General features: G+C 37.8%; 15 protein-coding genes. 7 read left to right on the forward strand and 8 right to left on the reverse strand.

The genetic code is table 11. The features are described from left to right. Positions 1-5 precede the first annotated feature (5 nt). From AB8P06_RS13515 to AB8P06_RS13535, 5 genes are read right to left on the reverse strand one after another with little or no spacing between them, the layout of a single operon-like run. Positions 6-1,538, reverse strand: coding sequence for a peroxidase, FMP-type (locus AB8P06_RS13515; RefSeq protein ID WP_369842518.1), 1,533 nt, complete (start codon positions 1,536-1,538; stop codon positions 6-8). 21 nt (positions 1,539-1,559) lie between these two features. Continuing rightward, positions 1,560-3,029 carry a ferritin-like domain-containing protein gene (locus AB8P06_RS13520; protein WP_369842520.1) on the reverse strand — a complete coding sequence of 490 codons (1,470 nt, stop codon included), beginning with the start codon at positions 3,027-3,029 and terminating at the stop codon, positions 1,560-1,562. Between the two features lie 4 nt (positions 3,030-3,033). Further along, positions 3,034-4,533: a GMC oxidoreductase gene (locus AB8P06_RS13525; RefSeq protein ID WP_369842522.1), complete on the reverse strand. Its 1,500-nt coding sequence runs from the start codon at positions 4,531-4,533 to the stop codon at positions 3,034-3,036. Continuing rightward, positions 4,472-5,077 carry a GMC family oxidoreductase gene (locus AB8P06_RS13530; RefSeq protein WP_369842524.1) on the reverse strand — a complete coding sequence of 202 codons (606 nt, stop codon included), beginning with the start codon at positions 5,075-5,077 and terminating at the stop codon, positions 4,472-4,474. The genes AB8P06_RS13525 and AB8P06_RS13530 overlap by 62 nt, the downstream gene beginning before the upstream one ends. Then, positions 5,074-5,520 (reverse strand): hypothetical protein, encoded by a 447-nt coding sequence (locus tag AB8P06_RS13535; RefSeq protein ID WP_369842525.1) that lies wholly within the window; start codon positions 5,518-5,520, stop codon positions 5,074-5,076. Before AB8P06_RS13535 ends, AB8P06_RS13530 begins: the two co-directional genes overlap by 4 nt. A 543-nt stretch (positions 5,521-6,063) precedes the next feature. On the opposite strand from AB8P06_RS13535, the gene AB8P06_RS13540 reads away from it, so the two are divergent. After that, the gene (locus AB8P06_RS13540; protein WP_369842527.1) at positions 6,064-6,306 is read left to right on the forward strand and encodes a hypothetical protein; all 243 of its coding nucleotides are present in this window, start codon (positions 6,064-6,066) and stop codon (positions 6,304-6,306) included. Positions 6,307-6,623: 317 nt separating this feature from the next. Here the strand turns inward: AB8P06_RS13540 and AB8P06_RS13545 are convergent, their stop codons facing one another. Next, positions 6,624-7,127: a hypothetical protein gene (locus AB8P06_RS13545; protein WP_369842529.1), complete on the reverse strand. Its 504-nt coding sequence runs from the start codon at positions 7,125-7,127 to the stop codon at positions 6,624-6,626. Positions 7,128-7,411: 284 nt separating this feature from the next. Here AB8P06_RS13545 and AB8P06_RS13550 point away from each other — a divergent pair, with 284 nt between their 5' ends. Then, the gene (locus AB8P06_RS13550) at positions 7,412-7,588 is read left to right on the forward strand and encodes a BF3379 family histone-like protein (RefSeq protein ID WP_007843402.1); all 177 of its coding nucleotides are present in this window, start codon (positions 7,412-7,414) and stop codon (positions 7,586-7,588) included. Between the two features lie 156 nt (positions 7,589-7,744). Next, positions 7,745-9,316: a M20/M25/M40 family metallo-hydrolase gene (locus AB8P06_RS13555; RefSeq protein WP_369842531.1), complete on the forward strand. Its 1,572-nt coding sequence runs from the start codon at positions 7,745-7,747 to the stop codon at positions 9,314-9,316. Positions 9,317-9,398: 82 nt separating this feature from the next. Here the strand turns inward: AB8P06_RS13555 and AB8P06_RS13560 are convergent, their stop codons facing one another. After that, a complete protein-coding gene (locus AB8P06_RS13560; protein WP_369842533.1) occupies positions 9,399-9,968 on the reverse strand; it encodes an RDD family protein in 570 nt (189 codons plus the stop codon). A gap of 12 nt (positions 9,969-9,980) precedes the next feature. Then, positions 9,981-12,104 (reverse strand): Tex family protein, encoded by a 2,124-nt coding sequence (locus tag AB8P06_RS13565; RefSeq protein WP_369842535.1) that lies wholly within the window; start codon positions 12,102-12,104, stop codon positions 9,981-9,983. Positions 12,105-12,337: 233 nt separating this feature from the next. Here AB8P06_RS13565 and AB8P06_RS13570 point away from each other — a divergent pair, with 233 nt between their 5' ends. From AB8P06_RS13570 to typA, 4 genes are all read left to right on the forward strand, one after another. Further along, positions 12,338-13,015, forward strand: a complete 678-nt coding sequence (locus tag AB8P06_RS13570; protein ID WP_369842537.1) for a YceI family protein — start codon at positions 12,338-12,340, stop codon at positions 13,013-13,015. 114 nt (positions 13,016-13,129) lie between these two features. Then, positions 13,130-13,432, forward strand: a complete 303-nt coding sequence (locus tag AB8P06_RS13575; protein ID WP_369842539.1) for a GIY-YIG nuclease family protein — start codon at positions 13,130-13,132, stop codon at positions 13,430-13,432. A gap of 382 nt (positions 13,433-13,814) precedes the next feature. Then, positions 13,815-14,078, forward strand: coding sequence for a DUF1294 domain-containing protein (locus AB8P06_RS13580; protein WP_369842541.1), 264 nt, complete (start codon positions 13,815-13,817; stop codon positions 14,076-14,078). Positions 14,079-14,257: 179 nt separating this feature from the next. Next, positions 14,258-16,063, forward strand: a complete 1,806-nt coding sequence (gene typA / locus AB8P06_RS13585; protein ID WP_369842543.1) for a translational GTPase TypA — start codon at positions 14,258-14,260, stop codon at positions 16,061-16,063. Positions 16,064-16,102 lie beyond the last annotated feature (39 nt).

Raw genomic sequence — 16,102 nt, forward strand, 5'->3', positions numbered from 1 at the left:
GCAATTTACCCTTTATGATAAGGACATCCCGCAGCTGCAGCCGTTTCACTGGCGCTACTCAGATGAATTCTGCTGCCATCAAAGAACTGCTCTTCGATAACACGTCTCTGATCTTCAGGAATATCTTCCAGTTTACGAAGCGTATTGACCTGAATGTGAGGCCAGCTTGTGGTACCGCCGTCATTTCCGAAATCAAATTCGAAAAATACAATCTGTTCGTATTGTAACTGTAGTATTTCTTTTCCATTTTCAATCACGGTTTCGATCCACAATCTGAAATCTACCTCAACGGTTGGAACAAACCGGTTCACAAAAGGGACGTTTAAAATTCCGCCCTGTGCTCCGGTTTTCATTTTGGATGACATTTTAACATGAACGTAATTGCTGACTTGCTGACCTCTTAACGTATCCCGAAGCTTCAGATCCGGGCGTACGGAATATGGATATAAATTATCAGCCAATATCCGTTGGGTATAGATCTTATTTGAACCGGGATCATTCTCATCAGTCAGTTTTTCATGTACCCAGGCCGGAGCCGGCTGATCAAGATCAATAGGATTGGCAGAGCTTGCTCCTGCGCCACCCATAGTACGTGAAATAGAAAGGTGATCCGTTTCCCATGCTGCGTTACCATAAGGGAATTCGGGAGAACCATTAATTAAATAACTTCCACCCTGAGGGGCAATATCTCCCAATAAAGTAATCGTGCTGCCATGAGGAATAACACCACTTCGCGAAATAGAGTAGTCAGGGATAAAATAAGGCCCGTCGATTCCTGCTCCTGGTTTTAATTCCTGGGCCGGGATAATCTCATAATATTGCTGTCCCGGTTGTAATTCACTTAGAAGGATATATTTCTTTTCCTGCCCTTCAGGTGTTACTCTTACAAGAGGCTCGTCTCTGTATTCTCCTTTATATCCGTAATTTTCAAAATCCTCCTGTGAAAAAGCATGAATACCGCGGTCTTTTTCAATAGATTCTTTAGTTGCTGCATGATTGTAAACATCACTCAGCCATAGATACATGCCGTTTTCTTCATGAATAGGAGTGTATTTTAAAGTATCCTGTCCTGCTTCGGTATTAACACTTTTAATGCTTTGTTCATATTTAACGGCTCCACAAAACAATTCGCTGGCACCACCACGGTTACGGACACCACCCGGAACAATGGAAAATGTTAATTTCTCAATATATTCTTCACAGGCAAAACTGAATTTCCCCGGAATGGTACCTGAATTTGCGCCCGGAGAAGGCATAATCGTAGTATGGATTCCGCTGGCTAATGATGGATGAGGTACATTTTTATTGTAATTGGCGTTGTAGCTTACCCATGTTCCATCCAGTGCTGCCAGAATTCCATAATCTACACTGTTTTCAATATTCTGCAGGTTGTCCTCTCTAAATGGCCTCACCGGATCATCAATAAGAAGTTTTGAATATCCATTCATTATTTCTGCCAGAGCGCTTTTACTTTCATCCGGGCTTTTGCGGAATAACTGTTCTCCCGCTTCGGGGCTTTCTTTTTTTCTTTTAAGCATGATACATAGTTTTTATGGTTATTAGTTTGTAGGATATTCAAAAGTTGGCCCTGCATTTTGTTGGGCATTCAAAGGCTGGTTCATCAATCCGACAGCCTGTTCTTTCAGAGCATACATATACATGATCGATTTTTCCAGTTCTTTTGCGTTGCCTTCTACTGCAGCCTGAATAGCATCCAATAGATTTTTATAAGTCTGGTTAAATGCTTTTCCCTGTGCATATAATTGCGGATTCGATTGATAATCTGCCATTTTAGGATTGGGTTTTATCGGATAAGCTGCATTCCAGTCTACGGGTAATTCTTTTCCTGTTGGTGGTGTGGTTACCGGCATCATACCATTTTCATCCATAAAAGGTTCATAATTTCCCCCAACATAAAAATGCTCATGGAAAACTTCCTTAAATCTGAAATAATGGGCCAATTCCGCACCTTCTTCAAACTGGGAAGGATCAACATCAAAAATAGAATCATCCGCACCTTCACCTTGTCCCTTGATCTCCTGGAAAACAGCGATTACCCCTGTTAAAGCTTCTACAGCATGCAATTTTCCGCCACTTCCGTAATATTGCTCGGGACGGATCTGTTTTGCCGGATCTCCTGTAAAAATTCCGCCTGTATTTAATTCTTCAAAACTCTGTGGAAGACTTCCATGCTCTTTGTAATAAGCAATAATTTGGAAAACAACAATATAAAAGAATAAAACATCATAATATTCTCCAATGGTATGAACATTTTCCATGATGAAACCTTTCATATTTTCAAGGGTCCAGAAGTTGTTCTCCTGTAAAGCACTTTTAGATGATAATGTGCCTGTCTCAGTTTCATAATCATATTTCGGAGCTTTCACCAAAGGATTACTCGGGCTTTCGATAGCGATAAAGGTTGCAATACTGTTTGTGGAGAATGTTTCCAGACCTACATAGAAATCGACATTCATCGGTAATTTCATCGGGTAGGTGGGATAATTCTGCGGCCTGTTGACAGAAGGCTGAATACTTACCGCATTCATTACATTACAAACCATAATCATGTGAAGCATTTCTTCAACGGCAACACTCCTGATGATTTGGGAAGCTAACGCATTGGTTCCGTCTTTAATCGAATACAAAGCCGTAAGATAAGGCGGGATTGTAGAGTGCTCGATAAGAATGGCGGTTTGCAAAAGATCCTGTAAAACAGGACGATAATCGATCTCAGCCAATTCTTTTTTAGCTTTGGAAGCTTTACCTGATAATTCCGGAACTTCTGATCCGAACTGCGAACTTAAATATTCATTAAATCCTTCAGTCTGGTCATTTAATAAGAGATTAGTCAGGGTTTTGCTGTGATGCTTTAATCCTTCAATCCAATCTGCTTTACTGATTGCAGAATCAAATAATAAAGAAGATAATGAAAAGGCATCTGCAACAATTGCATTTCTGCCTGAAATATTCGCCCCTTTTAATAAAGTTTCCTGAGGCTCTGTTTTATTGATAAGTCTTTGTCTCATGTTTTCAGTTTTTTAATTTAATTTCCAGATCAGTCAGGATCGATTCCACCGAACGGATCGTGAATGCAGATAAAGTTAAAGTAGGGTTTGAAGTGCCCAGAGTCGTCATATTTCCGGCTCCGACGATGTATAAATTCGGGTGATCCCAGGATTTACAATAGCTGTTCGTTACAGAATCATCCGGATTGGAGCCCATCCTGTGAGTTCCCACAATGTGGCCGGCTCCGTTGTAAGAATACCTCACATTGTTGTACATAAAAGTATTGTTGTCGGTTGCATTATACTTTGTGAAATCTTTAATTCCCAATCTTTCAAACATCTGATCTGAAGCCAGTTTAGCCTGCTCCATGGCTCTCTTTTCATAATCTGTAAGTTCATAATGAATAACAGGGCGGGGAATGCCCAGTGCATCCATGTACTGATCATTGATGGTAACCCTGTTGTTGGGATTGGGAAGCTGCTCAATTTCAAAATGAAATAAAACCTGTCTTGAAAGCCTGTAAGCCAAAGCCTCCTTCAATTCTTCCCCAAAAAGGCCTTCACTCAAAAATTCCGAAAGATCGGATCCCGGTGAAAATGTTGGCCAGCTCCAGCCCCAATTATCAAGCGGAGAAATCCACGCCGAAAATTCACTTCTGAAATTACCGTCCCGGAAAGACGAAATATTGGTGGTAGAACCCGGACCTCTGTATGGATAAACCGGCTCAGGGAATAATCCCCACGTCAGCATTACCATATGATCCATTAAATTCCTTCCTACCTGATCACTGCGGTTGGCCACCGTTTTTTCAACTTTCTGACCGTTTTCAATAGCTGTATATTTTGAATTCAATAAAATTTTCGGGTTTTCAAAAGCATTGGCTGCCAGGATAACGATGGAATCCGAAGTATCAATGGCCTCTTCCACAAAATCTGTTTTCTCTTTTGAAATATATCTTCTCAGATGGACTTTTGAAATCTGATCTTTATCATCAACACTTAACCTGTAAACAACACTCTGGGCTTTAATCTTCAGGTACGGATTACGGGTAAGGTTATCATTTTCATTGACTTTATATAACGCTTTTTTCAACGTTTTTAAAGCATTGTATTTTGCCTGCACCGGACAGATCGGAACGCAGGATGCATTACCTTCGCAACGTTCTCCCATATAAGGATTCCAGACTGAGCCCAATGCTTTGTATTCTTCTTTTTCTGAGCTGTCCAAAACCAGCTTATATCCTGACTGTGTGGTTTCAGCTTTAATGATTTTTGTTTTTCCGTATTTTGGATTGGGAGTTGAATTTCTTCCCTGTGGAGAAGGAACCAGTGTTAACGGGATATTTTCAAAATTTAACTGAACACTTGTTCCGGCAAGACCTTCCATGATCTTTTGATCCATATAGCTCTGGGGAATTTCTTCCATCGGGAAAACATAATCTCCATAATACTGTTCCATACTTTCAGAAATAGGGTATTCCTGTTTTATTTCCTGAAACACCGATTTCAAATTCGGCCATTTCATAATAAGGTTTTAAAGTATCATAATCAATCGGCCAGTCCATAGCTCTTCCGTATTTTTCCTTTAAAAAGAAATCATTCGGAAGCATTCTCGGCGTTGTTCCCAGCCAGTGAAGCGTTGTTCCGCCACCCACTCTGATGGCATCGCTTGCAAACGGCATCGGGCCAAACTGAACGAGATATCCCTTTTTATCCGGAAACGGTGGGGTGATAGGTTCCATATCCAAAACATTCGGCGAAGGAGCCTGTTTTAAGTTGGGATAAGGTGAATTCGGAACTTTGGCTTCCTGCCGATAAAAAGTACGCATATACTCATTATAATTAGTCATTGATGACACGGAATCCAGTTCTAAACCTGCCTCTAAACCGGCTTCAAACATCAATACCGATAATTCACGGATGTTCTCAGATTTCCCGGCATCTGCACGGTGAATCATTTTCCCTTTTTCCGTATCGAAAACATGATCGGTCAGGAGTTTCGCGATCAGTGATCCTGCAATCCCCGTTCCTACGATGATCACATCTTTTTTGTTGTCTGTCTGGCTCATGAGTTGCTGTTTACAGGTTTAACGTTCCAGGATTTGTAACCGGGCTGTTTGGCTCCCGGCGGATGGGCGTGCATGACATTCCAGACCAATCCTTCTTTGTAGGAAAGATCATTGATATAAGCTCCTTCCCAGGTTCCCAGATACCAGATGGTGATCACTTTGCCTGCGATATCATTCATTCCGGGATCTGCCATAATTTCGGAGGCAATAGCATTTCTTAACTGATCTCCGGTAAATGAATTTTCAAACACATTTTTGGAAACTGTAAGAAATTCTACAAAAGTGGCGGCTTCCAAATTTCCTAAAATGTAGGTGTAATAGGTTTCAGCCAGGCCTGTAGCCTGTAATTCGTTCACAGAAAAACCGGTAAGCGCTTCTGAGACGGACATAAACACGTCGAAATAATAATCGTCGACATTGAGGATTTTGTTAATAATAATCATTCCTTTAAAATTTGATGTTAAGGTATTTTTCAGCTCCTCCTTATGAGGGAGTCAAACATGCAGTTGATTAAGACCTGTCAGTCTTTTCGGAATACCATTGTAGAACCCATCTCTTTTTTAAGAAATGAATATTTGTTTTTTAAGGCTATCCATAGTTATCAGTTTTTTATTTATCCGAAATTAATCAGATATTGTTACATAAGATTCAGTATTTCTACGTAATTTTTATTTGTATTTTTTGTAAATGATTAAAAAAAGGCTTTAAACAATAGGCATTCGGGGTATTATATTTTCACTTTGTTTAGAATTATTTTAAATAAAAGAGTGGGTTTAAAACAGCTTTTGTTATCTTCGACTGAAATTGCTTAACCTCAGTTTATTACTTGTGTTTTACAATGTAATCCTTAAAAACAAATCAGATAAAACCATTTTATTACTTTTTATTAACAGCAATTTTATTTCTTACAAATTGCACCGATGATGCACGACCTAATGTTCCGGTTCCAGTTCATGAAACCTTTACGATCAAATCAAAATATGTTAGTGAAACAAGAACGATCAATATTGGACACCGGAAGGCTATTCCAAAGATTCCGTTCCTTTACCCGTAATGTATATGGCGGATGGAGGAATAATGCAAGAGTTTCTCATATGGCCACTACACTTCCAGAACTCATAAAATCAAAAAAAATACCGCCCATCATTTTGGTCGGAATTGAGAAAACACAGGATACAAGGAATTTGGTTATATGGTCGGGGAGTCCGAAAAATTCAGGATCTTTATGAAAGATGAGTTAAAAATACGGCTGATAAAGTTTCATTGAGATGAAAAGCTCAACAATGAAACTTTATGAATTAATACTTTAGACTTATTGTTTCTGTTTCTTTCAATGACCGGTTTTCATATCGCAAAGAAAAATTATGGATCGGATTTCTCTAAAATGAGCCGAGTTTTTTAATCTATAAAATAGATTTTCCAAAGAATGCTTCATAGCAGTTTGCTGCTTTTCTTTAATTTTCTTAAATATAGCAGTCGAATTTAAAAGCTTTGCGTTAATAAAAAATGATTGAGTGAAAAAAAATAGTATAACATTAGCTTTTATTTAAAGTTCCATCTTCAATAGATAAGCAGGCAGCGAAAAAGGTTTCATCGTACTATCTTCTGCAACTGAAAACCCGGATTCTTTCATAAATTCCAGTAAAGGATCATGGGTTACTATATTCATCCATACGATATCAGTAAATGAAATGGCAGATCTTGTTTTTTTCCACAGTGATTGCCTTACTTCCTGAGTATCAAATTCCTGAAGAATGACGAAATTCAATTCCGTTATTCTTTTTTCTTCCGAATATCCGGGGTAAACGGAACCGCTTTTCAAAATGCTGTAGGCAATGGGTTGCTCATTAAGATAAGTTATGATAAGTTGATTGGATAAATCATTCAGCTCATTGATCATCTTTCTTGAGTCTAAACTCCCGATATAATTTTTGATTTCCTCATCCGGAACCTTTTCTTTATAGAGATTGTTAATAGCTGTTGTTTTTATAGTAAGAAGATCAGCAACGCCTTCATCAGATCCTATGGTGAATTTTGAAATGATATCCATAAATTTTTTATTCAAAGTTACACGGTTATTGAATTCAAAAGAATAGCTGTTAAAAATTTTTATCAATATCGATTAATGAATTTATTTATTTCTGCAGTACCAATTTTTATTTCAATGAGGGCAATTTAACCTGATGGAATAGAGTTGTACGTTAATATTAGCCCAAAAGTATTCTATATTCATTCTAAATTTTAACAATTCTTGCTATTTCTGAAATTTTTTTTAAGCCAACTATTGCAAAACCCACCATAAAACCTATATTTGCAGCCTAAATTTTAAAAATAATGAAAGAATTAATTGAAAAAATCAACACGGAATTTGAAGCATTTGCATCTGAAGCAAATCAACAAGCAGAAAAAGGAAACAAGGCTGCGGGAACCAGAGCTCGTAAATCAGCTTTGGAACTAAGCAAATTGTTCAAAGAATTCAGAAAAGTTTCTGTTGAAGAATCAAAAAAATAAATCATTTTAAGCCGGCTCGATGAGCCGGCTTTTTTTATCAACTTTATTCTCTTCTTAATACATCCGGCTGATATTTTTCTTTAATACAGCTAATTTTTCACCATTCATTTTTAGTTTTCCCTGAATTCCTTTATCTTTATTCCAATCTATAAAGTTATGAAGATAAACACCTTTTTTGCCATGCCGGCTGTTGTACTGGCTGTGCAGTTTTCGTGGGGACAGGCACCGGCAAAATCACAGGAAAAACTTAATCCTGTTGTAGAAAGTTTTGTGAATGAAGTGAATAACAATTCCCAGCTGGAGAATCTCGCCTATGAACTTCTTGACGGCATCGGGCCCCGTCTTGTAGGTACTCCGGAAATGCTGGCTGCCAATGAATGGACGGCTAATAAATTGCGTTCATGGGATATCGATGCCAATCTTCAGCAATTCGGAACCTGGAAAGGATGGCAGAGGGGAATTACCCATGTTGATATGACTTATCCGCGGGTAAAATCTTTGTCTGCAACACAGCTTGCATGGAGCCCATCTACTAAAAAAGCGATAGAAGCAGAAGTAGTAGTGCTTCCTAAAGTGTCTTCCAAAGCTGAATTTGATAAATGGCTGCCTTCTGTAAAAGGAAAAATCGTATTGATGGCGCAATATCAGAAAATTGGTCGTTCTGATGAGCAGATCAAAGAATTTGCAACGCCGGAACTGTACGAAAAATTAAAAGCCGAAAAAGATAAAGCTTCAAAAGATTTTAAGGATTATGTGAATAGCATTGGTTATGATAACAATACACTTCCGGATGCTTTGGAAAAAGCAGGAGCCGTGGGAATTGCAATTTCCAACTGGACCGGAATCATGGGAGCAAACAGGATTTTTGGAGCTAAAACAACAAAAATTCCTATGCTGGATATTGATGTGGAAGATTACGGAATGCTTTTCAGAATGGCAGAAAAAGGAGCAAAACCTAAAATTAAAGTGGAAGCTCAGTCAAAAATTCTTCCTGAAGCCAAAACTTTCAATACGATCGGAATGATCAAAGGAAAGGAAAAACCGGATGAATATGTAATCCTTTCTGCCCACCTTGATTCATGGGACGGTGCGCAGGGAGCAACGGATAACGGAACAGGGGTGCTGACCATGCTTGAAACCATGAGAATATTGAAAAAATATTATCCGAACAATAAAAGGACCATACTTGTAGGACTTTGGGGAAGTGAAGAACAGGGATTGAATGGCTCCAGAGGCTTTGTGGCAGATAATCCGGAAATTATGAAGGGTGTGCAGGCTGCCTTTAACCAGGATAATGGGACAGGCCGCGTAGTGAATATCAGTGGCCAGGGATTTGTAAAAGCTTATGATTATATCGGAAGATGGCTGAATGCTGCTCCCAAAACTGTAAGAGATAATATCAAAACAGACTTTCCGGGAATGCCCGGCGGAGGCGGATCAGATCATGCATCGTTTGTAGCTGCCGGAGTACCCGGGTTTTCGTTAGGATCACTTAACTGGGGATATTTCGGGTATACATGGCATACCACAAAAGATACCTATGATAAAATTGTGTTTGATGAAGTAAAAAATAATGTAATCCTTACTGCCACTTTAGCATATATGGCTTCAGAAGATCCTGAATTTACCAGCAGGGAAAGAAGGGTAATGCCGCAGGATGACAAGGGAGAAACGGTAAAATGGCCGGAAGTAAAGGAACCGAGAAGAGATTCGAAAGAATTTAAATAAAACTATATCAGCCGCCTCAGTAATGGGGCGGGTTTTTTATCAGTATGGTTTATTAAAGTTTTCAAAGACAATCAAATATTCTTTAAAGTAAAAGATTCTGGTTACTTTCCTGAGGTTTTAACAGTTCTTTAATTTCAGGGATTTTACTTTCCTTTACAATGTAAGTTTTACAGATTTTATTATTCATGTGCATACTGAAGTTCATTTGAGTGCCCGCTGATCTTATTGCGCTATTGGGAGGAATATAATCTGTGAAAACAGGATAAAAGTTGGCCAGGCATAGAACATTTCTTTGCAGTGATTTAAGGAAGCCGGGATAATTTCCATAATCATTAAGAACTTTAATTCTAAATATTTTCTTTCCTAAGGTTGTTCCCCGGTACATTTCTGTAAGTGTTCCTGAAATAATGACAACAGGAATACAAAGCAATACAGAAATAAGTGCATGTATTTTAAATAACATAAAGAAAATGAGAAAGAAAGGAAGCATATCAATCACTTTTGCAAAAAGTCTTTCTGTCTCATTTCCTTTGTATCCGGGGTTATAAGGAAGATAATATTCGTAGGCATGGTATATTCTGTAACCCCACTCATCAAATTGTTGAGTCGGTCTGTGAATGATTTTCCTTTCTTTAACTTCCGATATTTTCATAGCGGGTATCTTTTATAATATCATGCTCAACTGAATTCTTTTTCTGGATTCGTCAATTTCCGTTACCTTCACTTTCACATGCTGGTGCAATTTGACCACTTCATTTACATCCGAAACAAAGCCGTCTTTTAATTGTGAAATGTGGACTAGTCCGCTTTCCTTGATTCCCAGGTCTACAAAACACCCGAAGGCTGTAATGTTGTTGACAATTCCCGGAAGGATCATTCCGGTTTTTAAATCTTTAATGCTTTTTACACCAGGATCAAATTCAAATATTTTGGCTGCTTTTCGCGGATCAAGTCCTGGTTTTACAAGTTCTTTTAAAATATCCTGTATTCCTAAAATTCCGATTTCCGTGGTGATGTATTTTTCCGGTTGGATTAAAGCGATTTTCTCTTTGTTGGCGATGAGTTCATCAGTTTTAATTCCCAGATCTTTTGCCATTTTTTCTACAATTCCATAGGCTTCAGGGTGTACAGCAGAATTATCCAGAGGGTTTTTACCATTGGTGATTCTGATAAACGCAGCGGCCTGTTGAAATGTCTTTTCTCCTAATCTCGGAACTTTTTTTAACTGTTTACGATCTTCAAATGCTCCGTTTTCAGTCCGGTAGTTAACTATATTTTCAGCCATTTTTTCACCGATTCCCGAAACATAACTTAAAAGCGGCTTGCTCGCTGTATTCAGGTTAATTCCCACCGAATTTACACATTTCATCACGGTAGAATCCAGTTCGTTTTTCAATTGGGTCTGATCTACATCATGCTGATATTGTCCGACACCAATAGATTTGGCATCAATTTTCACCAGCTCGGCTAAAGGATCGGCTAATCTTCTCCCGATAGAAACCGCTCCACGAACGGTAACATCATAACTCGGAAATTCCTCACGTGCAATTTTGCTCGCAGAATAAACCGAAGCTCCGGCCTCCGAAACCACAAAAACCTGCAATGGCTTATCAAAAGCAATTTTCTTAATAAAAAACTCTGTTTCTCGGCTTGCAGTCCCGTTTCCGATAGAAACCGCCTCAATATGATAAGCATTGACCATAGAACGGATCTTTTTCATGGCCATTCCCGTTTCGTTTTGGGGAGCATGAGGATAAATGGTTTCATTATGCAAAAGATCTCCCTTTTCATCAATACATACAACCTTACAGCCACTTTTATAACCCGGATCAATGGCTAAAATACGCTTTTCACCCAATGGCGGGGCTAACAATAACTGGGTTAAATTTTCAGAAAAAATTTCAATGGCCTTCTTATCGGCTTTTTCCTTTGCTTCCTGCAAGCTTTCGTTGGAAATAGCAGGCTCTAAAAGTCTTTTGTAGCTGTCTTTTATAGCCAGTACAATCTGATCCGAGCTCTCGTTATCAGATTTGATAACAGCTTTCTCAATGAAATCGATGGCTTCCTCCTTATCCACTTCTACATTTACTTTTACAAAACCTTCAGATTCTGCTCTCAACATAGCCAGAAGCCTGTGGGAAGGTGTTCTGTTTAAGTTTTCATTCCATTCAAAATACTGCGAAAATTTCTGGGCTTCTTCCTCATCCTTTTTTGCTTTCACTACCTTTGATGTAATGGTAGCTTTCCGTTGAAATAAACGGCGCAGGTTTTTACGCACATACATGTTTTCATTGATCCATTCAGCCATAATGTCTCTTGCTCCCTGAAGAGCTTCTTCCTCAGAGGCAACTGTATCATTGATATATTTTGAAGCCAGAAACAGAATGTCATTGTTTTTCTGACTCATAATAATTTTGGCTAAAGGTTCGAGTCCTTTTTCTTTTGCTGCATCTGCCCTGGTTTTTTTACGCTTTTTATAAGGAAGGTATAGATCCTCAAGTTCCTGAATATCGAAGCTTTCTTCAATTCTCTGTTTTAGCTCAGGAGTTAAAGCATTTTGTTCTTCCACAGATTTTAAAATCGTTTCCTTACGTTTTACAATTTCTTCAAACTGTTTATTGATCTTTGAAATCTGCTCGATTTGTACTTCATCCAGATTTCCGGTGAAATCTTTTCGGTACCGTGAGATAAAAGGGATGGTACAGTCTTCTGAAAGCAGTTGCAGAGTATTGTTAATGCTTTTTTCAGGTATGTTGAGTATCTGTTTTATATAGCTTGTAGCGTTCATTTTAAATTTTAAACAGCTAAAATAGGCAATTTTAATATGGAGTGAAATATTTTAAATGCAGTCCCGTTTACTATTTCAATGATCAGAATGAAGAAAAAATACCTGTTTTAATATTTTCTTGATGTAGGTTAAGATGATAAATAATAAGGTTTTTCTATTTTTGAAACTTCAAGATTTAAAATTTGAAATATATTTAGATTTTGATAAAACAATTTTTTAAACAATTAAATAATATGAAAAAAATTAGTGTAATTGCATTAGTAGCAGTAGGACTGCTTGCAGCATCGTGTAATAAAGAAAAAGCAGCTGAGACGGCAACAGCAACTCAGGAGCAGACCGTAGCAGAAAGCAAAGGAGAAGTATTGACAGTAGATGCTGCAACTTCTGTAGTAAACTGGAAAGCCGCTCACAAAGGAGGTATGGCACCTCGTTGGGGAACTCTGAATGTAAAATCCGGAGATTTAAGCATTGAAGGAGGTCAGCTAACTGCAGGAAACTTTGTGATCGATATGAATTCTATCAAAGTAGACCCGGCTTCAGTAACGGAAAAAGATAAAAAACCGGAAGATCTTGAAAAGCATTTAAAGACTCCTGATTTCTTTGATACAGCGAAAAATCCTACTTCTGATTTCAAAATTACAAGTGTTACAGATTTGAAAGAAGCACCTGCAGATGCGATTGCCGGAGCTAATAAAACAGTAAGCGGAAACCTTACCTTATCAGGAAAAACAATGAATGTAACTTTCCCTGCTAAAGTGGATGTAACAGAAAATTCAGCTGCTATTGAAGCTAAATTTACAGTTAACAGAGCTGATTGGGGAATTAAGTTCGGTACTTCAGAAGCAGATCCTGCTGAATGGATGATTAGCAAAGACATCGAGATCGGTGTTAATGTAAAAGCTAAAAAATAAATTGTTAGAAACAAAAAATGAAGAGCTGCTTTTTTAGGAATGCAGCTCTTTTTTATTATAGTATTTAACATCCACAAACGAATAAAACTTTCTATATTTATGAAAAACACAGATATGAAAAATAAAGTTAGGGGTTGGATGTATATTTTATTATGCTCAGATGACAGTTATTATACCGGAAGTACAAACAACCTTGAACGCAGAATTCTCCAGCATCAAAAAGGGGAAGGCTCCAATCATACTAAAAAAAGGCTTCCTGTCAGACTCATCTATTTTGAAGAGTATGACCGTATTGATCTCGCCTTTTACAGAGAAAAGCAAGTACAAGGCTGGAATCGTAAGAAAAAAGAAGCTCTGATTAACGGAAATTCTGAATTGCTTCCTCAATTGGCAATAGCTTATAGAGATCTGATTTAAAGGTGGCTTCGAGTGCCTCAGCCACCTTTCATAGTATTATTGAAATAGTTGTTTATGAGATAATAAAATGGAATTGTAGTGTAATGTTGTGTATCTCAGTGAACTGTTAGAATCTTGTTGAACATAAATAAAAATCAAGCATTTGTAAAAAATGGGACAGGTGGCTTCGAGTGCCTCAGCCACCTTTCATAGTATTATTGAAATAGTTGTTTATGAGATAATAAAATGGGATTGTTGTGTAATGTTGAGTATCTTAGTGTACTGTTAGGATCTTGTTGAACATAAATATAATACATAAATAAAAAATCAAGCATTTGTAAAAAGACCAGTACAAGGTGGCTGAGGCACTCGAAGCCACCGTTCAATCACTACTTTTGCATTAATGATATATATTCTGTTTTTAATTAACCTGTTTTCCCTGATTGTTTTTGGTTGGGATAAAAGACTTTCTGTCAGGCATAAAAGAAGAATCTCAGAAAATATGCTTTTGGGGCTGACGTTTTTCGGTGGAACTATAGGATCTGTTTTAGGGATAATCATTTTCAGACATAAAATTTCAAAGGCATCATTTTTATTAAAGCTCGGAGTAATTATTTTGATACAGGCTGTATTGATTTATTTTTTTGAAAAATATCTTTGGTATTAATTATTTAATCTCATTGAAGTTTCCGGACGCTTTTTCTCAAAATTTTTTATAATATACTTTATTTTAGAGGTTTAAATGTCAATTTATTTTAATATACTCATTATGAATTTGTTAAATAATTGAACTTGTTGCTAATATTTCATTAAAAAACACTATTTTTGCACCCGTAAAAATCATTCATGCAAAACATTAGAAATATTGCGATTATCGCACACGTTGACCACGGGAAGACGACTTTGGTTGACAAGATTATTCATGCTACAAACATTTTCAGAGAAAATCAGGAAAGTGGAGAATTAATAATGGATAACAATGACCTTGAAAGAGAAAGAGGGATTACGATCTTATCCAAAAATATTTCTGTTACCTATAAAGACACTAAAATTAATGTAATTGATACTCCTGGTCACGCCGATTTCGGTGGAGAAGTAGAAAGAGTTTTAAAAATGGCAGATGGGGTAATTTTGTTGGTAGATGCCTTTGAAGGGCCGATGCCTCAGACAAGATTCGTACTTCAGAAAGCTTTGGAACTTGGTTTAAGACCATTAGTTGTTATCAATAAAGTAGATAAGCCAAACTGTCGTCCGGACGAAGTTCACGATCAGGTATTTGACTTATTCTTCAACCTTGAAGCTACTGAAGAGCAGTTGGATTTCCCAACGTTCTACGGATCTTCAAAACAGGGTTGGTTCAACACTTCATTAGAGCAGACTGAAGATATTTTACCATTATTAGATGGAATTTTACAATACGTTCCCGAGCCGAAAGTAACGGAAGGAAATCTTCAGATGCAGATCACTTCTCTTGATTATTCTTCATTCTTGGGAAGAATCGCGATCGGAAAAGTGACGAGAGGGGAGCTTAAGGAAGCTCAATGGATCGGTCTTGCTCAGGCAGACGGTAAAATTGTAAAAGGAAAAGTAAAAGAATTATACGTTTTCGAAGGTTTAGGAAAGAAAAAAGTAACTGAAGTTCAGGCCGGAGACATCTGTGCTGTAGTAGGTTTTGATGCTTTCCAGATCGGAGATTCTTTCGTAGACCTTGAAAATCCTGAACCATTGGAAAGAACTGCAATTGATGAGCCTACATTGAACATGACGTTCTCTATCAACAATTCACCTTTCTTTGGTAAAGATGGTAAATATGTAACTTCCAATCACCTGAAAGAGAGATTGATGAAGGAACTGGAGAAAAATCTTGCATTAAGAGTTCAGCAGACTGATGATGCGAATACTTTCCTTGTTTTCGGTAGAGGTATTCTTCACTTATCGGTTTTGATCGAAACAATGAGAAGAGAAGGATATGAAATGACAATCGGCCAGCCACAGGTTATCCTAAGAGAAATCGATGGAGAAAAATGTGAGCCTTATGAATCTTTGGTTGTAGATGTTCCTGAAGAATTTGCTTCAAGAGTTATCGATTTGGCAACGCAGAGAAAAGGTGACCTTCATATTATGGAAACTAAAGGAGAGATGCAGCACATGGAATTCGAGATTCCTTCAAGAGGTTTGATCGGATTACGTTCTCAGATGTTGACTGCTACTGCCGGTGAAGCTATTATGGCACACCGTTTCACAGAATATAAGCCTTTCAAAGGTGCAATTCCAGGAAGAAATAATGGAGTATTGATCAGCAAGACTCAAGGTCCGGCTACAGAATATTCTATCGCTAAATTACAGGACAGAGGTAAGTTTTTCGTTGATCCGGGTGAGGAAATCTACGCAGGTATGATCATCGGTGAGCAAAACAAACCTGGTGACCTGGTTGTAAACATCGTAGAAGCAAAACAGCTGAACAACATGAGAGCTTCAGGAAAAGATAAAGATACCGGTGTTGCTCCGAAAATCTTATTCTCATTAGAAGAATGTATGGAATATATCCAGGGTGATGAAGCGATTGAAGTAACGCCGAACTTCATCCGTATGAGAAAGAAATTACTTTCTGAAGAAGAAAGAAAAAGAGTTGAAAGATCAGCGAAAGCTTAATCAAATTCTTATAAATATAGTAAAGCCCTGAATTTTCGG

The sequence above is a fragment of the Chryseobacterium tongliaonense genome (genome assembly GCF_041224435.1).
In the GTDB taxonomy this organism is placed as follows: domain Bacteria; phylum Bacteroidota; class Bacteroidia; order Flavobacteriales; family Weeksellaceae; genus Chryseobacterium; species Chryseobacterium tongliaoense.